20 protein-coding genes are annotated in these 21,591 nt (G+C 45.6%); 1 reads left to right on the top strand and 19 read right to left on the bottom strand.

From position 1 onward, the window contains the following. Positions 1 to 17 precede the first annotated feature (17 nt). The 16 genes from spoVM to MKX34_RS12975 all read right to left on the bottom strand — a co-directional run bounded on the left by spoVM (position 18) and on the right by MKX34_RS12975 (position 17,058). Positions 18 to 98 (bottom strand): stage V sporulation protein SpoVM, encoded by an 81-nt coding sequence (gene spoVM / locus MKX34_RS13050; RefSeq protein WP_020431362.1) that lies wholly within the window; start codon positions 96 to 98, stop codon positions 18 to 20. Positions 99 to 276: 178 nt separating this feature from the next. Continuing rightward, a complete protein-coding gene (gene rpe / locus MKX34_RS13045; RefSeq protein ID WP_036686202.1) occupies positions 277 to 942 on the bottom strand; it encodes a ribulose-phosphate 3-epimerase in 666 nt (221 codons plus the stop codon). A 4-nt stretch (positions 943 to 946) separates the two neighbouring features. Continuing rightward, positions 947 to 1,852 (bottom strand): ribosome small subunit-dependent GTPase A, encoded by a 906-nt coding sequence (rsgA, locus tag MKX34_RS13040; protein WP_036686201.1) that lies wholly within the window; start codon positions 1,850 to 1,852, stop codon positions 947 to 949. Positions 1,853 to 1,948: 96 nt separating this feature from the next. Further along, entirely contained in the window at positions 1,949 to 4,195 is a 2,247-nt protein-coding gene (pknB, locus tag MKX34_RS13035) for a Stk1 family PASTA domain-containing Ser/Thr kinase (protein WP_036686199.1), read from the bottom strand. Then, positions 4,195 to 4,968 (bottom strand): Stp1/IreP family PP2C-type Ser/Thr phosphatase, encoded by a 774-nt coding sequence (locus MKX34_RS13030; RefSeq protein ID WP_076099575.1) that lies wholly within the window; start codon positions 4,966 to 4,968, stop codon positions 4,195 to 4,197. The genes pknB and MKX34_RS13030 overlap by 1 nt, the downstream gene beginning before the upstream one ends. Positions 4,969 to 4,974: 6 nt before the next feature. Beyond that, positions 4,975 to 6,015 (bottom strand): 23S rRNA (adenine(2503)-C(2))-methyltransferase RlmN, encoded by a 1,041-nt coding sequence (rlmN, locus tag MKX34_RS13025; RefSeq protein WP_036686196.1) that lies wholly within the window; start codon positions 6,013 to 6,015, stop codon positions 4,975 to 4,977. A gap of 151 nt (positions 6,016 to 6,166) precedes the next feature. Further along, the gene (gene rsmB / locus MKX34_RS13020; RefSeq protein ID WP_256717704.1) at positions 6,167 to 7,498 is read right to left on the bottom strand and encodes a 16S rRNA (cytosine(967)-C(5))-methyltransferase RsmB; all 1,332 of its coding nucleotides are present in this window, start codon (positions 7,496 to 7,498) and stop codon (positions 6,167 to 6,169) included. 119 nt (positions 7,499 to 7,617) lie between these two features. Then, positions 7,618 to 8,553: a methionyl-tRNA formyltransferase gene (gene fmt / locus MKX34_RS13015; RefSeq protein WP_076212679.1), complete on the bottom strand. Its 936-nt coding sequence runs from the start codon at positions 8,551 to 8,553 to the stop codon at positions 7,618 to 7,620. A 5-nt stretch (positions 8,554 to 8,558) separates the two neighbouring features. Then, complete coding sequence (gene def / locus MKX34_RS13010) at positions 8,559 to 9,038, bottom strand: peptide deformylase (protein ID WP_036686193.1); 480 nt, start codon at positions 9,036 to 9,038, stop codon at positions 8,559 to 8,561. A gap of 85 nt (positions 9,039 to 9,123) precedes the next feature. After that, complete coding sequence (gene priA / locus MKX34_RS13005; protein ID WP_076297708.1) at positions 9,124 to 11,655, bottom strand: primosomal protein N'; 2,532 nt, start codon at positions 11,653 to 11,655, stop codon at positions 9,124 to 9,126. Continuing rightward, positions 11,655 to 12,890 carry a bifunctional phosphopantothenoylcysteine decarboxylase/phosphopantothenate--cysteine ligase CoaBC gene (gene coaBC, locus MKX34_RS13000; RefSeq protein WP_076099572.1) on the bottom strand — a complete coding sequence of 412 codons (1,236 nt, stop codon included), beginning with the start codon at positions 12,888 to 12,890 and terminating at the stop codon, positions 11,655 to 11,657. The genes priA and coaBC overlap by 1 nt, the downstream gene beginning before the upstream one ends. A gap of 216 nt (positions 12,891 to 13,106) precedes the next feature. Continuing rightward, the gene (gene rpoZ / locus MKX34_RS12995) at positions 13,107 to 13,307 is read right to left on the bottom strand and encodes a DNA-directed RNA polymerase subunit omega (protein ID WP_036686188.1); all 201 of its coding nucleotides are present in this window, start codon (positions 13,305 to 13,307) and stop codon (positions 13,107 to 13,109) included. 52 nt (positions 13,308 to 13,359) lie between these two features. Further along, on the bottom strand, positions 13,360 to 13,929 hold the full coding sequence (gmk, locus tag MKX34_RS12990) for a guanylate kinase (protein WP_036686186.1): 570 nt from the start codon (positions 13,927 to 13,929) through the stop codon (positions 13,360 to 13,362). Between the two features lie 19 nt (positions 13,930 to 13,948). Then, complete coding sequence (locus MKX34_RS12985; RefSeq protein WP_006209218.1) at positions 13,949 to 14,209, bottom strand: DUF370 domain-containing protein; 261 nt, start codon at positions 14,207 to 14,209, stop codon at positions 13,949 to 13,951. 48 nt (positions 14,210 to 14,257) lie between these two features. Further along, positions 14,258 to 15,151, bottom strand: coding sequence for a YicC/YloC family endoribonuclease (locus tag MKX34_RS12980; protein ID WP_036686185.1), 894 nt, complete (start codon positions 15,149 to 15,151; stop codon positions 14,258 to 14,260). 38 nt (positions 15,152 to 15,189) lie between these two features. Then, positions 15,190 to 17,058 carry a bifunctional homocysteine S-methyltransferase/methylenetetrahydrofolate reductase gene (locus MKX34_RS12975; RefSeq protein WP_076099571.1) on the bottom strand — a complete coding sequence of 623 codons (1,869 nt, stop codon included), beginning with the start codon at positions 17,056 to 17,058 and terminating at the stop codon, positions 15,190 to 15,192. A gap of 184 nt (positions 17,059 to 17,242) precedes the next feature. On the opposite strand from MKX34_RS12975, the gene MKX34_RS12970 reads away from it, so the two are divergent. Beyond that, entirely contained in the window at positions 17,243 to 17,500 is a 258-nt protein-coding gene (locus tag MKX34_RS12970; RefSeq protein WP_076104794.1) for a hypothetical protein, read from the top strand. On the opposite strand, the gene MKX34_RS12965 is transcribed toward MKX34_RS12970, so the two are convergent. The 3 genes from MKX34_RS12965 to MKX34_RS12955 are packed head-to-tail and all read right to left on the bottom strand — an operon-like array spanning position 17,473 to position 21,461. Beyond that, on the bottom strand, positions 17,473 to 18,573 hold the full coding sequence (locus tag MKX34_RS12965) for a GerAB/ArcD/ProY family transporter (protein WP_036686178.1): 1,101 nt from the start codon (positions 18,571 to 18,573) through the stop codon (positions 17,473 to 17,475). The two genes, MKX34_RS12970 and MKX34_RS12965, sit on opposite strands and share 28 nt — an antisense overlap. A gap of 22 nt (positions 18,574 to 18,595) precedes the next feature. Next, positions 18,596 to 19,882 (bottom strand): Ger(x)C family spore germination protein, encoded by a 1,287-nt coding sequence (locus tag MKX34_RS12960; RefSeq protein WP_080742471.1) that lies wholly within the window; start codon positions 19,880 to 19,882, stop codon positions 18,596 to 18,598. Then, positions 19,800 to 21,461 (bottom strand): spore germination protein, encoded by a 1,662-nt coding sequence (locus MKX34_RS12955; protein WP_063829831.1) that lies wholly within the window; start codon positions 21,459 to 21,461, stop codon positions 19,800 to 19,802. Before MKX34_RS12955 ends, MKX34_RS12960 begins: the two co-directional genes overlap by 83 nt. Positions 21,462 to 21,591: the final 130 nt, after the last annotated feature.

Genomic DNA, 21,591 nt, shown 5'->3' with positions numbered 1-21,591 from the left:
TCTTTTCTGTTAGCGGCTTAACTCTTCTGAAATGTGTTCAATATTGCTTTAACAAAACCTCCCAAAAACCTTGGCAGCTTAAACGTGTAAAATTTCATGATTTACCCTCCCATCAATTCATGCCGTACGCAGGAGACTTTCCTCTTGTCAATAACGGAAACGAACTGCAGTCCTCCCTGCCAAAACAAAAAAAGGCTACATGAGATTTCTGCTCATGTAACCATATTTATGCACCGAGGACTTGGCCTATACCTCTAGTCTCAATAGCCTATTTTTTTAACGCAGTGCAGATTCGGCCGCTTCTCGAATTCCGCGGATCGCCGCAGCACGATCACTCCGGCCAAAAACTGCATTCCCCGCTACCAAAACATCGGCTCCAGCTGCCACAACTAAGGGTGCTGTCTCTTCCGAGACTCCACCATCTACTTCGATCAATAAATCTGGATTCACTTCATTCGCCCATTCTCGAATTTGAATGATTTTGCGCAAAGTGTTAGGAATGAATGCTTGACCACCAAAGCCTGGATTAACGGTCATCACCAGAATCATATCCACATCCTCCAGCACCTCACGCACCGCTGAAGCCGGAGTACCCGGATTAATTGCTACACTTGCCTTCAGCCCCAGCTCCTTGATCTGATGAACCACACGATGCAAATGAACGCATGCCTCAGCGTGAACGGTGATCACACTTGCACCTGCTGCAGCAAAATCAGGGATATAACGTTCTGGTGACTCAATCATCAAGTGAACATCAAGTGGCAGCTTGGTATGTAACGATACAGCTTTTACAATAGGTGGACCCAATGTGATATTCGGCACAAAATGACCGTCCATTACATCCACATGTATCCAATCTCCACCACTGGCTTCCGCCTCTGCTACTTCTGGACCTAAACGCGCGAAATCCGCCGACAATAAAGATGGTGCTATTCGTATCATGATGTTAGTACCTCCGCTTTTTATCTTTCATTTCATTAAAAAACAGTTTGTAATGATCATAGCGACTATCCGCAATTTTCCCTGCTTTCCAAGCCTCTATTACACGGCAGCCTGGTTCATGCTGATGACTGCAGCCCCGGAACTTACAATCGGATGCATATTGAGCAAATTCACGAAAACAAGTGGACAGCTCTTCTACACCAAGCTCTAAGAAATCAAGCTGACTAAAACCTGGGGTATCTGCAACAAAACCTCCACCACCAATATCCATCAGCTCCACATGACGGGTCGTATGGCGACCACGTCCCAATCGTAAACTGATCTCTCCAGTCTCCAGTTTAAGCCCTGGAACAATACGATTCAATAAGGTGGACTTACCAACCCCCGATTGACCCGCAAATACGCTAATACCACCAGTAAGCCGTTGTCTTAGCTCATCGCTTCCGGCACCAGTAAGTGAACTTGTGACCATCACTTCATATCCGATATCCTCATAAAGTTCTTTAACATAACGAGTAGCTTCACCATCATCATCCGCCAAATCCTGTTTAGTCAGAACAATTAGGGGTTCCAGACCCGAATGCTCAATATGAACTAGAAACTTGTCCAACAGATTCAGGTTCATATCGGGCTCTCGAACGGAGAATAAAAGGACTGCGAGCTTAACATTCGCTACAGGTGGACGAATCAGTTCAGATTCTCTAGGTAGAAGTTCATCCACCATTCCTTCTCCATGCTCAGTAAGTATATAAATAACCCGATCTCCAACTAGCGGAGCGATCCCTTTTTTCTTGAGAATTCCTCGGCCTCTGCATTGAACAGAATGCTCTTCAGTCGCAATTAATCCTTCGCGGAGCGGTTTCACATAATAATAACCGCTTAACGCCTTAACAATTATACCTTCAGGCATACATAGTGAGCCTTCCTCTCCTGATTTTGCGAAAATGACCCAAGTCTGATATCCCCGGGTCATTTCGCTACGCCAACCATTCAGGTTAAACCCTGTTTAGTTGTTGTTTTTATCTTTAGATTTATCCTTGCCTTTATTGTTGTGCTTATTATTGCCATTATTAGTCGATTCACTATTTATAGAACTATTGTTTACGAACCCTGTCTGATTCACCGCCCCGTTATTCCCTCCGTCATTCTCTGAACCTGAACCTGGCAAGATCTCCGGTTCAATCGTAGGTTCAATTGTAGGCGTAGGTTCAGCAGAAGGTGTTGGAGTTGGCTGTGGTGTTGCTATAACTGGTGGTTCAGGCTCCTGAACGGTTCCGTTCTTAGCATCGATATAAGGAATGACATAAGTATCCAAAAGTACACCGTCACGGGTAACAATAACTGAACCATCTTTATTAGGAGCCAATACTAGATTCACAGATAACACTTGGCTCTTTCCAATGGTACGTGTTCCCCAATCCTGCTTCTCTCCATTATTGCGCGCATCCACGAATTCGATACGAATCTTGCTCTTTTTTCCATCCTGAGCAGGAGCGACTGGCACATTAAAGGTATAATTCAGGGCTTCAGGTGGATAACCTGTACTTAAGTAAATCGTAATCGCTGTTCCAGGTGGAACAGAAGTACCTGTCCCCTTATCAAATGCCCAAGTCTTTGTTACTTTACCTTCTTCAATGCTGAAGCTGGATTCTTGTTTAACTTCTCCAAGAACAAGCTTGGCACCTTCCAGCAGCGCCTTTGCCTCACTCTCCGTCTTACCGATGAGATCTGGCAACAGTACACTTTCTTCTCCTTTACTAACGTAAAGGGTGATTTGAACCGTCTCAGGATCGAATTCTGTATTTAATGCAGGGTCAGATTTTACAATGAGACCTTCATCTGTATTTTCGTCATAGAGAGGTTTATTATCAATCCGGTCCTGGGCTACACCCAGCGCCATCAATGCTTTAACCGCATCATCAAAGCTCTTGTTAACTACATCTGGCATCTTGGGTAGTGGCTTAGCCGTATTCACAGTGAGTATTAGGGACGCTCCTTTTTTCACTTTGGCATCCTTTTCCCTACTTTGCTTAATGACCACATTCTCTTCAAAATTCGGACTGTAGTCATACAGAATAGGATCAGCAACCTCAAGCCCCAAATCCTCAAGCTCAGTTTGTGCTTGTTCTATCTGTTTACCTACTACATAAGGAACGGAAACCTCAGGAACAACTAGCTGTGATTTAACGTACCATACGAGACTGGCCATAGCCAACAGCAACAGCAAGGTAAGCCCAATCCATAATGTGGGTTTTGCCCATTGTTTTTTACCTTTGCTTGAAGGCACCGGTTCATCATCTTCATCACGAACCATCCGTTCCTCACGATGATTACGATTACCATTGCTTCTTTGAATCGGTTTTATCGCCGGGATAACCCGCGTACGATCCTCATCTTCTTCATCGTTGAACAGAATCTTCGCCTCACTGCGGCGCTCCGGCAATAAGCATGTTTCCAAATCCTGCAACATTTCTTTGGCAGAGTCGTACCGCTCTTCCGGATTTTTACGCATTGATCTCAGAATTACATTCTCAACGCTTTGCGGAATGAGTGGATTCAGAAGTTTTGGCTCTTCAAACTCTTCTTGCAGATGTTTTAAAGCTACACTAATCGGACTCTCTCCCAAGAAGGGCAGGCTTCCAGTAAGCATTTGATAAAGTACAATACCTAAAGAATACAAGTCAGACTTTTCTCCTGTAGAGACACCTTTGGCATGCTCTGGCGAGAAATAATGTACTGAACCAACTACAGAACCGGTCTGTGTAATGGTTGTTGACGTAACTGCGCGGGCAATCCCAAAGTCGGTTACTTTCACCCGGCCGTTGCGTCCGATCAGGATATTATGTGGTTTTATATCACGATGAATAATTTGATTCTGATGCGCATGATCTAGGGCATCACAGATTTGTGAAGCGATCCGTACGGATTCATCAACCTGTAATGGCGCTCGTTCTTTTATAATTTCATTAAGATTCTGACCCTCAATATACTCCATGACAATGTAATGAATTTCGTCTTCTTGTCCTACATCGTATATGCTGACGACATTCGGATGAGACAAAGATGCGGCAGATTGCGCCTCACGCCTAAAACGGCGAATAAATTCCTCGTCATGCACAAACTGATTGCGCAATACTTTGATGGCGACATTTCGGTTTAAAAGAATGTCATGTGCTCTATAGACGAGCGCCATTCCACCTCCGCCGATCCGTTCGATGACTTGGTAACGGCCGCCCAATTCGTGACCGATCATCAATCCCACTCCTTTGTTTCGGGCACAGCGGCCTCTCCATGATGTTCTAACAAAGCGACGCTAATATTATCGCCACCGCCGGCGAGCAGTGCCAGCTGAAGTAAACGGTCCGCTCTTTCCTCTAACGATATCTCATGTATACCTGCTACTTTGCCTAAATGCTCATTTGTGACAAAGTTGCTTAAACCATCGCTGCATAGAAGCAAAATTTCCCCAGGTAGCAGAGCTATAGGCGCCATATCAACTTCAACCTCAGCATCTGTTCCAAGTGCCCTCGTCAGCACATTACGACGCGGATGATTATCCAATTCCTCCACACTGATCTGACCGTTCTTGAACAGCTCATTGACTAGCGTATGATCCTCGGTTAGTTGAACTGCCGCACTGTCTTTTATTAAATAGGCTCTGCTGTCTCCGATATGGCCAATATATCCGTTTGATCCATTCAAAAGAACAGCAACGACAGTAGTACCCATATTATGATACTTATCGTCACCGGAAGCCTCCCTGAACACAGTGCTGTTAGCTTCCAAAATAGCAGCTGACAACGCATCACGCAGAGCTTCGTCTTGAAGGCCAGACTCTAACCCGTCTAGGTTATTCCTCATTGTCTCCAAAGCGAGCCTGCTTGCGGTTTCACCAGCCTGATGTCCACCCATCCCATCGGCAATAATACCGAGTGTATAACCGTGGCGCGTCGCGCCGATCCAGACCGAATCCTCATTGACAGAGCGCACTCGGCCAATATCGCTGGCATGAACTGTTCTGATCAAATATCCTCACCCCAACTCCATATGTTTGGCACGCAGCTGTCCGCATGCGGCCGCGATATCATGGCCTTGCTCACGGCGAATAGTAACATTCACCCCGTTATCAGCCAAAATACGTTGAAACTCAAAGATATCATTGCGTGAAGTACGTACATATTTTCGCTCAGGCACATGGTTTACCGGAATCAAATTGACGTGGCACAGCATGCTCTTAAGCACCCCAGCCAATTCCTCAGCATGCTCCGGTTGGTCATTTACCCCGCCGATCAAGGCATATTCAAAGCTGACACGTCGTCCCGTCTTAGCTTGATAATAACGCAATGATTCAATTACATCATCAAACGGAAAACGGCGGTTAACAGGCATTAGCTTTGAACGCAAGGCGTCGTTAGGCGCATGAATCGAAATCGCCAGATTAATCTGGGTATCTTCTTCTGCAAATTTATAAATGCTCGGTACAATACCGCTGGTGGAAACAGTAATATGCCGTTGTCCGATATTTAAGCCCTTCTCATGAATCATAAGACGCAGGAATCTCATTGTTGCATCATAGTTCTCAAACGGTTCACCAGTACCCATGATAACAATGCTGCTGACACGTTCGCCGCGCGCATCCAGGATTTGTTGGGAACGTACAACCTGAGCTACAATTTCTCCCGCTGTCAAATCCCGTTTTAATCCACCGAGTGTGGAAGCACAGAAAGTACAGCCGATTCGGCATCCTACTTGGGTTGTTACGCAAACGCTATTGCCATAATTATGTTTCATGATAACTGTTTCGATAGCATGATCGTCATGCAATCCAAACAGGAATTTTACAGTTCCATCTTTAGATTCCATTTTAGTAATTTCAGTTAGTGCTGCAATAGAGAATTGTTCATTCAGCTTCTGGCGAAGCCCTTTGGACAAATTGCTCATTGCTTCGAAGTCATTCACACGTTTTACATACAGCCAATCAAAAATTTGTCCACCACGAAAAGCAGGCTCACCATTATCTTTCGCCCACTGTTGTAACTCTTCTAAAGAAAAATCATATATTAAAGGTTTCATTATTATCTACACCTGTTCTTTCATAAGGATATGCGTATTATTTCTCATTCTTCCTATTTTAACACAAATTTCAGAGACGGTAAAAGAAAACGCCCGCCGTACGGTAGCCCGGCGGGCGGAGGATACTACAATTGTCAGAAAATTTGCTATATTACAAGACTCTCTGGAGCTTAGAAATATAGAACCCGTCGCTCCCATAATGATGGGGCAGCAGTTGAATTCCATCACCCTCAGCCAGCGCGGTACCCTCCAGCCTGTCCCACAATGGTGAAGCAAAGGTCACTGCGGTGAAATCAGGATTCTGCTTCAAAAAGTCAGCTACTACTTCACTATTTTCCGCTTGTTCAGTCGTACAGGTACTATATACCAGAATGCCACCCGGTTTCAACAGTTTAGAGACCGACTGCAGCAACTCCCGCTGCAATGATGCTACACTAGCCACATCTTCCGACTGCTTACGCCATTTGAGGTCTGGCTTACGGCGAATTACGCCGAGTCCAGAGCAAGGTGCGTCGAGAAGAATTCTATCAAAGGATTGATGCTCTAACGTGTGCTCCAGCTCCAGCGCGTCTGCACTGCCTGTAGATACACAATCAAGACCTAAACGTTCTGCTTGATCTGAGATCAATTTCGCTTTATGCAAATGCAGATCATTAGCATAAATCGATCCTTCATCTTTCATGAGCTCGCCCATATGTGCTGTTTTGCCCCCAGGAGCAGCGCAACAGTCAAGCACTCTCATGCCAGGCTCCGGAGCTACCGCTTCAGCTACAAGCATAGAACTCTCATCCTGAACGGAGATATATCCATCACGATACCAGGAGGTGAGTGCCAGGTTTCCGCCGCCTTTCACAACAATGCCATAGGGACTAACATCAGATGCTGAAGCTTGCAGACCTTGTTCAATCATCTGGTTCAGCAGAGCCTCACGACAGATCATCGTTGTATTCACGCGTACACTGACCGCAGGCGGCTCATTGTTTGATGCACAAATAGCTTCCGCCGTGTCGGCACCGTACTCGGTAATCCAACGTTCCACTAACCACAACGGATGTGAATATAATATCGATATCCGCTGCGCTTGACTTAGCCCCTCAGGCAGAACTGGCAGATCACCAGCACGCAATACACTGCGCAGCACGCCGTTAACCATCCCTGAGATTCCCTGGTGGCCTTTTTTCTTCGCTATATTAACAGCCTCATTTACAGCTGCATGGGACGGTATACGATCGAGATACATAATTTGATATAAACTAAACCGCAGTAAATTACGGACCCATGGCTGTAGTTTGGCTATCCCTTTACTAACAAATCCTTCAAGCACATAATCCAGGGTGTTCATCCGCGAAATAGAGCCATAGACAAGTTCTGTGACCAGTCCGGCATCTTCTCTGCTAAGCGTTGCCTTCTGTAGACTGCTGTTGAGCAGCAAATTGCTATAAGCACCTTGCTGCTCAACTTTAACCATTATATCAAGCGCGATTTCCCGGGCAGAAGCAGGGGTAACCTTACCCTTGTTGCCAACTGCTTTAGAGTTATTCCCCTGTCTCTTACCAGCGCTAGGATTTACTGCTGATCGGCCAACACCATTTCCACCGCCGCTCAACCTAACACCGTCCCTGGCTTCATAACAGCACCACGGCTAAAATCGGCCGCACTCATTGCTTTTTTGCCAGCAGGTTGAACCGTTGTCAGCAGCAGACTTCCGTCACCTGTTTTCACTTCGACACCTCGTTCAGTTACAGAAAGCACCGTTCCTGGAGCACTATCACTTGCTTTCTGCGCTTCAGGCAGCTTAGAAGCCCAAGCTTTAAAGGTCTCACCATTCCAGAGCGTAAATGCGCCGGAAAAAGGAACTAATCCACGAATTCGATTATAGTTGTCACGTGAGCTAGCGTTCCAATCCAAGCGTTCATCCTCGCGATTAAGGTTAGGGGCATAAGTTGCCTCACTATCGTCTTGCTGAACAGCTTGAACTTTTCCGCTTACTAAACGTGGCATTTCAGACTTTAACAGATCTCGTCCAGCCAGGCTCAGCTTCTCAAAAAGAGTTCCAGAGGTATCCTCATCCTCAATAGCCACTTCGACACGAGAGATCATGTCACCGGTATCCAGCCCCTCAGCCATATACATCAAAGTAACGCCGGTCACTTTCTCCCCATTGATGATACTGCGCTGAATCGGAGCACCTCCCCGATATTTAGGAAGCAACGAACCGTGTACATTCACACAACCATTCCGCGGTAAGTCCAACACAGCTTTAGGCAAAATTTGACCATAAGCAGCCGTGACGATCAAATCCGGCTCATATGCTGCCAGCTCGGCGACTGCCTCAGGACGACGCATGCGTTCTGGCTGAAGCACAGGTAATCCGAGAGCTAATGCGGCTTCCTTAACTGGTGAAGGAGCCAAGATCTTTTTTCTCCCCTGCGGACGATCTGGTTGGGTGATGACAGCTACAACTTCATAGCCTTCATCTACCAGCATTTGCAAGCTTGGCACCGCAAAAGCTGGAGTTCCCATGAATACAATCTTCATATTCCTCACTCCTCAGTCTCGTTAGCAGTCATCTCGTATACTTTTTCAGCGATATCTGTAAATAGAACTCCATTCAAATGGTCAATCTCATGCTGAAAAGCCCGGGCAAGTAAACCACTGCCGGTTATCGTAATCTCTTTTCCCTCACGGTTAAGGCCACGTACAGTTACAGTCTCCGCACGGCGAACATCACCATTCAAGCCAGGAATACTAAGACATCCTTCTGGTCCTAGCTGTTCACCTTCCATGCTGATGATTTCAGGGTTAATCATTTTGATCAATCCATGCTCTTCATCCGCATCCACCACAATTAGACGTTTCAAAATTCCGACTTGGGGTGCCGCCAGCCCTACTCCTTCAGCGTCATACATCGTATGTGCCATATCATCCAGCAATTTTTTAACATTAGGAGTAACTACAGCTACTTCTTTAGCTTTTTTGTGCAATACTTCATCCGGTTCTTTAACGATCAAACGTATAGCCATTACAAAACACCTTCCCGTTCTGAACATTTCTATATTTAAAGTCAATTGATAAAGCTCTTTTTTTACATTGTAACATGATACGGATTTACATCAACATCTGCGGATCCACATCAATGCTGATCTGAAGACCGGTATCCCGCACAGAATCCTCTAACTCTTCAGCCACTTGGCGGACAAGTCCAATCACATCGATGGCGCCGCGCCATTTTATCATACACTGGAATCTATATCTACCCTTTAATCGAGGGATAGGTGATGCCACAGGACCCAACAGATCTAACACATCGCTGGTTAGCTTATCGAGACTTCCATACCACCTTAGCTGTCTGGCCTTTCCCTGAAGATTCAGAGCATAATTCTCTGCCATCCGCAGTAGAAGCGGCAGCTGTTCATGAGACAATGTGACCAGGATGAGTCTGCAATATGGCGGATACTGGAGGCCTCTGCGATGCTTCAGCTCTTCACGTACAAAAGAGAGATAGTCATGTCCGCTGGCATGAATAATAGAATAATGCTCTGGCGTATAGGACTGAACGACCACTTCGCCTGGAAGCTGGTGCCGGCCTGCTCTGCCTGCAACTTGTGTAAGCAATTGGAATGTCTTCTCTGCTGCGCGAAAATCGGGCAGGTTCAAAGCTGAATCTGCTGTGATTACACCAACAAGAGTGACATCTGGAAAATCCAGTCCCTTTGCTACCATCTGAGTGCCCAGGAGAACATCCGCTTTTTTGTCTCTAAATTGGTTCAGCAGCTTCTCATGCGAGCCCTTTTCTGTTGTTGTGTCCACATCCATACGAATCACTCGTATGCCTGGGAACAGCTTACCAAGCTCTTCCTCCACCCGCTGTGTACCCGTTCCGAAAAACCGGATATGCTCACTCCCACACTCCGGACAAAGCTTAGGTGCTGGTTCAGCATGTCCGCAATAATGACAACGCAAATTGTCACTACGGCTATGATACGTTAGTGAGATATCACATTCTGGACAACCGGCTACGTAACCACAGCTACGACACATGACAAAGGTTGAGAAACCTCTACGGTTAAGCAGCAGCACCGTCTGTTCTCCGCGTTCCAGCCTCTCTTCCAGTGCTGAATGAAGCTTTCGGCTGAACATCGAACGGTTGCCTTCTTTAAGCTCTTCCCGCATGTCTACTACGTTCACCTTTGGAAGTTCATTTCCAAGCGCACGGGTAGGCATCTCTAGCAGTACCGGTGAAAAGTGAATATCACTCTGCGATCTTGCAGCATGATAGCTTTCCAGCGAAGGCGTAGCAGAACCTAGAATCACAGCTGCCCCACACTGTTCCGCTCTACGAATAGCAGCATCACGGGCATGATATTTCGGATTCTCCTCCTGTTTATAAGAGGTCTCATGTTCTTCATCCATAATAATCAACCCTAGGTTGGAGAAAGGAGCAAACACGGCCGATCTTGCGCCTACAGCGACTGTGGCCTTTCCTTCACGGATTTTACGCCACTCATCGTATCGCTCACCAACAGACAGCCGGCTATGCATAACCGCGACCCCGCTGCCGAACCGCCCCTTAAACCGCTCCACCATTTGTGGTGTTAAAGCAATCTCTGGCACAAGAACAACAGCCTGTCTGCCCTGATCTAAACAGCGTTTAATACATTGCAAATAGATCTCTGTCTTACCACTACCCGTAACTCCATGAAGCAGAAATACTTCGTGAAGCTGCTCCTCTAAGGTTCGAGAAATTCTTGTATATACGACCTCTTGTTCCGCTGTAAGCGGTAGAGGTGTGGTAGGTTTAAAATCTCGTCCTTGATAAGGATCGCGATAGACTTCAATTTCACTGATCTCGATAAAACCTTTTTCCTCCAAGGCCTTTACAGTACTTGCCGTTACTTGGAGTGCAGACAAAACTTCTTTAAGGGCCATGGGGAGTGTAGCTTCCATATCAACTAAAAAGCTCAGAACTTCCTTCTGGCGTGCGGATTTTTTCGGGAATTTGTTCAAAGCCTCACGGGCAGCAGTGACACCTATCGCCAGATCGACTGCCTTGAGCTTTTTCTTACCCATTTTATCCTTAATGGATTGACTCTCTATAAGTACTCCACGCCGCAGCATGAACTTCACCGTCTCAGCAGCCTCAGGAAATGCACGAGTAAGCTGCTTCATGGAAACTTCGCCACTACGTCCAATAAATTCTGTGATTAGTCGTTCCTCATCCCCTGTGTCGGCAAACATTGGGAACAATTCATCCTCTGGAAATGCTGTCTCTTCCTGCACATCTCCAAGTGAAATCAGCCGTTCTGCCTTCCCTTTTAGAGCGGTGGGCAACATCGCTTGCAGTGCTGAAATTCGTCTACATGCATATCTTTTACTCATCCAGTCCGCAAGCTCAACTAATTCAGGAGATAAAGGCGGAAGCAAATCCAACACTTCTTGAATAGGCTTCAGGCTAGGACTCACTAGGGTCTCGCCTGATTCTAGAGATACTACAAAACCTTGGACTGTCCGGTGCCCAAACGGAACGGCTACCCGACTGCCCACTTCAATCCATAACTTCAGGGATTCTGGAATACTATAATCAAATGGCCGGTCAGTGCTGCGTACAGGCACATCCACAATGACCTTGGCGATATCCATTATAATGAAGCTCCAGTAATCCGCTCTGCCACGAGCGTCAGCAAATGACGAGCAACCTCATCCTTCGACAATTGTGGCAATTCAAGCACCAATCCATTCACATCATATATCGAAACGATATTCGTATCCGCTCCAAATCCGGCTCCTGCAGCCGCTACATTGTTAGCAACGATGAGATCGCAGTTTTTGCGGACCAGCTTGTCCTTAGCATAAAATTCCGTATTGCCCGTTTCCGCAGCAAAGCCGACCAAAAACTGCTTGTTTTTGGTCTTACCGAGTGTTTCCAGAATATCCGTTGTCTTCACAAGCTCAAGCGTCATCGTCTCTCCGCTTTTTTTAATCTTGGAAGGCTCACTATGCTTCGGACGGTAATCCGATACAGCAGCCGCCTTGATCATAATGTCGCAGCTGTCCCACAGTGCGGTAACTGCTTCATACATTTCCTGTGCAGATTGAACACGAATGACTGAAATCTCTGGTTCCTGTGGAGGAGCCTCATCTGTACGCGCAGCAATCAACGTTACCTCAGCACCCATTGCACGTGCAGCACGTGCTAGCGCGAAGCCCATTTTACCGGATGAATCATTGGAGATATAACGCACTGGATCAATCCGTTCTACCGTTCCACCCGCTGTGATGACGATTTTTTTACCCGCAAGAGGTTTGGATGCGACGCTTGCTTGGTGTGCAAAAAAATTCTCAACCACACTCACAATAGCCTCTGGCTCTTCTAGCCGACCTTTGCCAACGTATCCACATGCCAGCAGTCCTTCACCAGGCTCAATAAACTGAATGCCCCGGCTAGCGAGAATATTCAAATTATTAAGTACAGCTGGATGCTGATACATATGAACATTCATAGCTGGTGCAACCATAATAGGAGCCGTAGTAGCAAGCAGTGTAGTAGATAACATATCATCGGCGATCCCGTGTGCCATTTTGGCAATTATATTTGCGGTTGCGGGTGCTACCAGCACAAGATCCGCAGCATCTGCCAGATCAATATGTGAAATGGAGGATGGATCTCTCTCCTGGAATGTATCGCTATATACTCGTTGCTTCGATAGTGACTGTAGAGTTAATTCTGTAATGAACTGCTTCGCCGAAGCTGTCATAATGACATGAACCTCGGCTCCTTTTTGGACAAGCTTACTGGTCAAGGACGCCGCTTTATAAGCAGCAATTCCTCCTGTGATCCCAAGTAAAATAGTCTTCCCCTTCAAGCTCTTCAACATGATCTCCCCCCTGTTCCCTACTCTTACAACGAATGGCTATCTTTACGACGAGAAAAAAATAACAACCTTCCGGTTGTCATAAAGAGCCCGGTTCTGGGCTTTCATCATAAATTTAAGACCCGTAAATGCTCCATAACCCAAGAAGAAACGGCAGCGCCTCAAAACAAATAGGCGGCATCCGTTTCTACAATAGGTCATTATTACTTATGCTTGAGACTACTCTTCACCGCGGGTTAGAGTAATACGATCTTCGTAAATTTCCTCAAGAGCAACACCAACAAATTTATGCGATCTAGGATTCTTCACATCTGTCTTGCCACCCTCACGCAATTGTCTAGCACGACGTGCAGCAGCGACAACGAGCGAATACTTACTGTCAACCTTAGTCATCATTTCATCAATGGATGGATATAGCACTGGGACACCTCTTCATAGTTTACTGTTAATACCATTTGACCTTCAGCATAAATTATCTGACTTTACAATGTTCGGCGATAATAATGCTTTCTATTCTCTTACAAGCCAGATCAATCTCATCATTCACAACAGCATAATCATAATGCTGCATTAAGTTGATCTCATCTTCCGCTACAGTCATGCGGTGATCGATCACATCTGGATGCTCAGTACCCCGTCCGCGAATGCGGTCCTTCAACTCGTCCATGGATGGAGGAAGAAGGAACACAAAAATCCCTTCAGGAAATTTCTCTTTGACTTTGAGAGCTCCTTGAACCTCAATTTCGAGAATAATGTCTTTGCCGCTATTGAGAGTTCTCTCTACAAAATCACGGGGAGTACCGTAATAATTACCTACGTACTCCGCGTATTCAAGCAATTGATCGGCTTCGATCATTGTCATAAATTCCTCTTTGCTTTTGAAAAAATAGTTGACGCCATCTTCCTCACCCGCACGCGGACTGCGAGTAGTAGCAGAAACTGAGTAGACAAGTTCGGGCATCTTCGGACGTAGTGCAGTACAAACAGTACCTTTACCCACGCCGGAAGGTCCGGATAATATGATGAGCAATCCTTTTGACATAATACACTCCATTTAGTTGTTATTCGTCGTTGTCGTCATCTTTACTGGATAAGCGATGCGCCACAGTCTCCGGCTGTACAGCCGATAGGATGACATGATCACTATCTGTAATGATTACGGCACGAGTCCGTCGGCCATAGGTGGCGTCGATCAACATATGCCGATCACGTGCCTCCTGGATAATACGTTTGATTGGTGCAGATTCCGGACTGACGATAGAAATAATGCGGTTGGCAGACACAATATTTCCAAAGCCAATGTTAATAAGTTTGATTGCCATGTTCCGGTAGTTCCCCCCATAAAGTTCTATGCTATTACCTATTCCCGATTACTCTATGTTCGCAGCTTGTTCTCGAATCTTCTCCAGTTCTGCTTTCATATCTAGCACAAGACCCACGAGAGTTAGATGATTGCATTTCGATCCGATTGTATTCGTCTCACGGTTCATCTCCTGAATGAGAAAATCCAGTTTGCGTCCTACCGGTCCTTTCCCCTTCAGGAGGGCTCTGCATTGCTCGAAATGACTATACAACCGGGTCAACTCTTCATCAATATTACAGCGATCTGCAAAAATAGCGATCTCCATCCCGAATTTATGCTCATCAAAAGCGAACGTCCCATCATTTAGTTCATTCAATCGATGTCGAAGTTTCTCACGATATTCAATGATTACGACAGGTGCAAGTTCAACCATTTCAGCATGCATGTTCTCAAGATGGTTCAGGCGCTGTTCAATATCTGCGGCTAGATAACTGCCTTCACGGGCGCGCATCTCCAGCAGAGACTGCAAACACTGCTCAAGTCCCGCCTCCAATACTTCGGAGTAGTCTTCTAATGTCGCAGACACGGCACCCGCAGCCTCGTCTTTGCTGTCCATAATACCGGGTATAGAAAGTATATCACGTAAAGTCAACTCACCAGTCAAACCATATTCGTTCTTAAGCTGCTCTGCTGCCTTTAGATAGGTCATTACAGCAGAGTGATTCAGAACCGGTCTAACTGTCGACTCATCGTGCTCTCTATTGATGGTAACATCTATTCTTCCCCGTTTGATGTGCTGTTGAACCTTTCTTCTCAACACATCCTCATAACCCGTCCAATCCCGGGGCATCCGCAGTACAACTTCGCAGTACCGGTGATTCACCGATTTCACTTCGAACATAATCTTGTAGCCGCCGAATTGCAGGGACGATTGACCGTATCCGGTCATGCTAAATGACAACGGAATCACATCCATTACACTATTGTAATTGATTATTACTAGCGAAACAAGGGGGACAATTTGCGTCCTGATTTCTCCCACACATACTCCATTAGCTGTGCGCTCATATCATAGAACATGAACGGAGTCATCAGATAGATTCCATTAAAATGGGCAGTAGCAACATCTAACAGTTCCTTAGCGATAGCGACACCTTCTGCTCTTCCAGCTTCCCCTTCAAGTCCCTTCATGCGGTTGCGGACATCGTCCGTAAGCTGAATACCGGGAACCTCATTATGTAGAAACTCTGCATTACGTCCGCTTGCCAGTGGCATAACACCAATGAATACGGGGATTTCCAGATGTGCTGTTGCCTCAGCTATCTTCACGATAAGTTCCTGATCATAGACAGGCTGGGTCATAATATAGTCGGCACCAGAGGCAATTTTCTTCTCCAGACGTTGCACTGCCTTATCCAAATGTTTAACATTCGGGTTAAATGCAGCTCCGATTACAAAATTCGCTTTCTGTTTCAAAGGTTTACCTGAGAAGGAAATCCCGTCATTCAGCTGCTTGATCATTCTAATAATCTCAAAAGAGGTTAAATCATAAACCGAGCTTGAGCCGGGAAGATCTCCAAATTTCGCAGGATCACCTGTTACAGCCAGCACATGATCAATTCCAAGCGCATCAAAACCCATCAAATGGGATTGAGTACCAATCAAATTACGATCCCGGCAAGCAATATGCACTAGCGGACGAAGTCCAGTTTTAGCGTGCACCAAATGTCCCAAAGCCATGTTGCTCATCCGTGTGACAGCCAGGGAGTTGTCGGCGAGTGTCAGCGCATCCGCGCCTGCTCTTCTCAGAACTTCTGCGCCCTGCATAAACTTTGCAATATCCAATTCACGAGGTGGATCAAGCTCAACAATAACCGTATGTCGTTCCTTTACCAGATCAACCAGGTTCGGCTCTCTACCATCTCTATCCTCATCGCCAAAATTCTCTTGCAGCGATACACGCTCCACTGCAGGTGGCAACGGTTTAGGAAGCGGTTGCGGTACATAATTCTTCAGTGCAGAGGAGATTTCTGCGATATGCTGCGGAGTTGTACCACAGCAACCACCGATTATCCGGCAGCCCATCTCCGCGAAAGTCTGTGCCATTTGGCCAAAATATTCTGGTGAAGCCCCGTACCGATATTCTCCGTCTACATAATCCGCCACACCCGCATTTGGATACACAGAGGCTGGCAGAACCAGATTCCCTTGTACAGCTTTGAGCGCTCGCTTCATTCCGTTCGGGCCTGTGTTACAGTTAAATCCGATAACATCAGCGCCATCGCCTTCCAGAATACGAAAGGCTTCTGGCAAAGTTAATCCATCTAATGTGCGTGCCGTTTCATCGACAGCTAATTGGCAAACTACAGGAAGCGAGCTGATCTTGCGGAGCGTTCTTAGAGCTAAATGCAGTTCCTCAACATCGTAAAAGGTTTCCAGCATAATGCCATCTACGTCCTCTTCTAGCAATGCAGCAATCTGCTGTGTAAAATATTTTTTCAGCTCTGTGGAAGAGAGATTCGCACGTTTGCCCGCACGAATAGATCCTACAGCTCCTAATACATACCCATGATCTCCAGCAGCCTGGCGAGCGATTCTAACCCCGGCTCGATTTATTTCCTCAACCTTGGATTCTAGACCATATTTGGACAGCCTGTCATAGTTCGCCGAGAAGGTGTTGCTTTCCAGCAGCACTGCCCCTGCCTCAATATAGCTGCGATGAACATCTTCGATTACCCCCGGAGAGGTCAAATTTAATTCTTCATAGGAAATGCCGACCGGGAAACCCTTCTGATATAAGTAGGTCCCCATCGCTCCGTCTCCGACTAATACTTTATTTCCCCATGCGGAACGTAAATCCGGCTTCACAACAAGATCCTCCCCTGCCACATTAGTTTCTAACTTTAGTTTCATACTAATGTAACATAAATCGGTATGGATGATAAGCTTTACAAAAGAAAAGCATTTAGACCAAAATATCACCATGCATGTTCATATGTAAAAAGCTTCATACTAACGTTAATGCCGTTATTTCCATAAAGGAGAGAATACTTTGAAGAAAAAAACAAGAAAGTTTCTGATCCGAAAATACGCTGTAACTTTACTGCTAGCCACTCTCTGCTTGCTGTATATTTATTTGCTAGATTGGCTGTATGGCTATGGGCTGGGTAACATTGGATATATCCTTAATTACCTGTTATACACTGCCTCTGAGAAAGCAACTGTTTGTATTTTGCTGCTCTGCTTGTTCATCCCCGATATCTATTACTGGAAAACAGGACATCAACCAGAACGTGGCGGGGAAAGATGACTTCTTATCGCCGCAACGATGATAAGAATTACAGGGATCAACACCATAAAGAAGGGAAAAATCGTATATAACAATCTCCCCCCCTCATTAATATGTTCAGTAAAGCTCCGCGCATTCAACATCGAGCTGAACAGAATGATCAGAGCACAGGGATAGACCATTCTCCGGTAAGGAATCTTGAACAATTCCGAAATTCCTATAAGTGCGGCCGCAAAAAACACAGACATTTTGAAAAAAACGCCGATAATCAGCACCATAACAATTAGAATATCCACACGTTGAATAAAATCGGAGATTGAAATCTTGCTAATCGTGGGCATCAGAGGGAGGGGTGACCGTTTCACTATATCTGTGCCAAGCACGGAAATATTCAGCATCATAGTCAGACTTAAGAGCAAACCTGAAACAAATATCCCTGCGGCGATGACCCAAGGACCTTTTTTAACATTGTTCAGATAGGGCATTAGCATGGTAAAACAAATCATTTCACCAAAAGGGAACATATAGTTCTGGCGAATAACAGAATCAATCACAGGCTGGAACCCATTCTCAAAAATAGGAAGTAATCGATTCAAATTAATTGAGCCCGATAACATCAGCATGATCGAGCAAAATATTCCTATCAGCATTACAAGAGTTGCGAATACCAATGAAGTTCGGGATAATACCTCTACTCCTTTATGCAAAACATACGCAGAAGATAAGATCATCAACGTTGAAATAATAAACAAAGGTGTGCGGTGCATAGTAGCCATAACCAGCATGGAACTGCCATCCCGTAAATCACGACCCGCTAAATTGAGGAATAGGGTAATGTAGAGAACGGAAATCACCGTACCTAAGGATTTTCCCAATAGCTTGCGGGTATAAGCCGTTAAGGGGAGATCCGGAAACTTTCTGTACAAATAAGTGTACCCCGAAAATACAATCAAACCGATCAAATTTCCGAGGAGTATGGAAATCCACGCATCTTTACCAGACTCCATCCCAAGATTCACTACCAGCGCTGTTCCCAGCTCAAACAACAAAGTCAACGTGAAAAATTGGAGTAGTCCTATTTTTATCTTTCCCATAGCTGCCCCTCCTTTATTGTCATTACTTATTCTTGGATTGAAAGGAATCACTTCGCATATCCGTATGCCTGATCACAGCATCAGCCTCGATATTAATCTGGCAGGTTTCAAATATACTCTCCCAATGATCTTTTACTTGTTTCCAGCCACGTGGATTAGCTCTTTCTACTGCTTCACCGAAACCTAGATAATCACTTTTTAATGAACGGGCAGTTGCTATGGCAGCGCGGATCTGTTCTTGAATATTCTTTTCCAAAAGCTTCGAAAGATCGTTTAACACTGTTGGATCTGTTAGATCCAAGCCATTGGGCGATTCCTTTAATCCAGCCTGCTGAGTGACATTAACCGTGAAGATAGGATGCTCTATATCTTTCGCATCAGCGTGGATATGTACCTGTGATAAATACACATTAAACGATATATAGTCCTTCTCCCCTATCGAGACCAATACCGGCATCTGAGATATTTTATTCTTAAGTAGAACGGTACCGATCGCCTCTTCGCCGAGCAGCCATCCTTTAAGCTTGTCTTCTTTAAAAGCTGCAAGACCGGTAACCTTTATTATGGTCTTCGGACTTATGTTCTTTAAATTATCGTTGCTCTCCCTCTGGTCCAAATCTCCAGTCACTAGCACGCCATTGATCACAGGCCCCCCACCAGGAACCTGAATCCCCCGGATAATATCATCCACTTCCATCCGATAGTTATATCCGAATTGTTTAGAGGTTGTCTGCAGCTTCTCCACCAAATCATTGGCTGGAATCCTTCCGAACACGGTCATAGTCGTCATACATTCACTTGCAGGCTGTCCCTTGGAAATAAAAATCAGGCTTGTCAGCCGGGTTTCGCTTTCCCTTTCCAGCACATCCATGATATCCTTGATGCCTTCTTGAGCGAACTTCTCGGAAATGATGACCACCCTAATATGTCCTAAAGACAAAAAACGTGCAGTCTGACGCGAGGCATTAGCTAATGCTTCAAACATAGTGCGGCCGCTACCTTTATAAACCGAAACAGGTGAAGTCCCTCTAGCGTTCTTCCCAGAGATTTCGTCAGCAACGATAACCTGAAAGGATAATACATATTTCTCTTCTTCTGTAGGTCCTCTATCTATGGACACACCGGAAACGATGGCTCTTCTGTTTAATTCCACACTATCCCAGCAGCCTGTGAGACTAAGACAGATCAATACGCAAGGTAAAAGTCCTGCTAAGAAAAAATTGCATTTACTCAGAATCTTGCTTTCCTTTCTTATGCGGCTGTGTCCCTTTAGTCTTATCAAGAATTTTTGGAGATAGGTTCTGTTCATGTCCGGTTGTGATCTCCTTCCCTTCTGAAATGTTCCCTTGCTGCGCAGTAGCAGGAGCTGGTTCTGCTGTGCCAAGCGCCCACAAAGGCAGCCTTAAGACGGCATCCTTCTGACCTCTGGATGACAAAGGCACTATTGGAGACAAATAAGGAACGCCAAAAGAACGCAGACTGTTCATATGTGCAACCAGTACGATTAAACCTAAAGTAATCCCGTAAAAACCAAACATACCGGCCAATATCAAAAAACCAAAACGGATAATTCTGCCCGCAATCGCCATGTTATACGCTGGAATGGCAAAGCTCGCAATCCCGGTCAACGCGACCACAATCACCATAACGGGCGTAATAATTCCAGCCTCTACCACGGCCTGACCAAGAATCAGAGCACCTACTACAGATACGGTCTGCCCAACTGCACGCGGCATTCTTACTCCCGCTTCCCGGATGATCTCAAACGCACCTTCCATTAGAATAGCTTCGACAAAAGCGGGGAAAGGCACATTTTCCCGTTGCGATAAAAGGTTGATCAGCAAAGTCGTAGGGATCATCTCATAATGAAACGTCGTCAAAGCTATATACACGGAAGGCCCTAGAATAAGCACGATAAAACTGATATACCGAATAATTCGCATCAGAATAGCAATATCGAACCTTTGCGCATAATCCGAAGCTGACTGAAAAAAAAGAGTGAAAACCGCAGGCAAAATCAATACAAAGGGGGTGCCATCTACGACAATCACTACCCTCCCTTCTAACAGATTCGTTGCAGCAACGTCTGGCCGCTCGCTGTTATTGATGGTTGGAAAAGGGGTAAAGGTCTTATCCTGAATCAGCTCTTCGATATAACCGGATTCCATGATGGCATCTACATTAATCTGCTGCAGCCGTTTTCTAACTTCTTCAACCAGCTTCTCGTCCGCAGTATCCTTGATGTACATTAAAGCCACATCGGTCTGAGTTACCGACCCGATCTTCACATGCTCGAGTCTTAGTTTGGGTGATCTTATTCTTCTGCGTATTAATGAGACATTCGTAGCCAAAGATTCAACAAAGCTATCCTTTGGACCACGCACAACTAGCTGAGTGGAGGGTTCAGTGACAGAACGAGCTTCCCCACCTTCAGTCTCACACATGATGCCACTGTCATAACCTTCAATGAGAATCAGTGTCTTCCCAGAAAGAATTCCGAGCAGCACCTCGTTCCAATCCTCCTGCAGCTGCGCTTCACCTATTTCCAGGGCACGGTTTAAGATGAGGTCATTCAGATTATTTGCTGCAGTATTGCTTTCCTTGAGCATCTCATCCGTAATGGAGAGCAATGAACCCATTACAAATTGATTAACGGTTTCTGTCTTAGCTAGACCATTAAGATGTACCGCAGCAGCCTCAACAACGGATTCCTCACCAAGCTTTACCTGGCGGATTCTAAGATCCGGACTATCTCCCAGCTCGGTTATGATATTGTTTAGCGTCTGCTCCAGATAAATGGTTAATCTCACTCCAGAACCTGGACCTGCCGGGTCAGCTTGCTGTCCCTTACCGGATTTATTTTTTTTAGTTAACCCGTTGATGTTCAACAAGCTCCCCTCCTTTTTTTCATAAACATTGTAGTATTATTCCCGGTTACTCCTTCCATTATTCGGCTGCTTAAAGTCACCTCAGGTTAGAAACACAAAAAAGGCAGTCCAAGAATGTGCTCTTGGACTG

Source organism: Paenibacillus sp. FSL R5-0636, from assembly GCF_037974255.1.
Classification (GTDB): domain Bacteria; phylum Bacillota; class Bacilli; order Paenibacillales; family Paenibacillaceae; genus Paenibacillus_AQ; species Paenibacillus_AQ odorifer.
This window is presented reverse-complemented; position numbering and strand designations above follow the sequence as displayed.

Bases quoted from the DNA above. Each gene is read 5' to 3' on its own strand.
- spoVM (WP_020431362.1), bottom strand. From the start codon at position 98: ATGAAATTTTACACGTTTAAGCTGCCAAGGTTTTTGGGAGGTTTTGTT.
- rpe (WP_036686202.1), bottom strand. From the start codon at position 942: ATGATACGAATAGCACCATCTTTATTGTCGGCGGATTTCGCGCGTTTA.
- rsgA (WP_036686201.1), bottom strand. From the start codon at position 1,852: ATGCCTGAAGGTATAATTGTTAAGGCGTTAAGCGGTTATTATTATGTG.
- pknB (WP_036686199.1), bottom strand. From the start codon at position 4,195: ATGATCGGTCACGAATTGGGCGGCCGTTACCAAGTCATCGAACGGATC.
- rlmN (WP_036686196.1), bottom strand. From the start codon at position 6,015: ATGAAACCTTTAATATATGATTTTTCTTTAGAAGAGTTACAACAGTGG.
- fmt (WP_076212679.1), bottom strand. From the start codon at position 8,553: ATGAAGATTGTATTCATGGGAACTCCAGCTTTTGCGGTGCCAAGCTTG.
- def (WP_036686193.1), bottom strand. From the start codon at position 9,038: ATGGCTATACGTTTGATCGTTAAAGAACCGGATGAAGTATTGCACAAA.
- priA (WP_076297708.1), bottom strand. From the start codon at position 11,655: ATGGATATCGCCAAGGTCATTGTGGATGTGCCTGTACGCAGCACTGAC.
- coaBC (WP_076099572.1), bottom strand. From the start codon at position 12,890: ATGTTGAAGAGCTTGAAGGGGAAGACTATTTTACTTGGGATCACAGGA.
- gmk (WP_036686186.1), bottom strand. From the start codon at position 13,929: ATGTCAAAAGGATTGCTCATCATATTATCCGGACCTTCCGGCGTGGGT.
- MKX34_RS12985 (WP_006209218.1), bottom strand. From the start codon at position 14,209: ATGGCAATCAAACTTATTAACATTGGCTTTGGAAATATTGTGTCTGCC.
- MKX34_RS12965 (WP_036686178.1), bottom strand. From the start codon at position 18,573: ATGGGAAAGATAAAAATAGGACTACTCCAATTTTTCACGTTGACTTTG.
- MKX34_RS12960 (WP_080742471.1), bottom strand. From the start codon at position 19,882: ATGAACAGAACCTATCTCCAAAAATTCTTGATAAGACTAAAGGGACAC.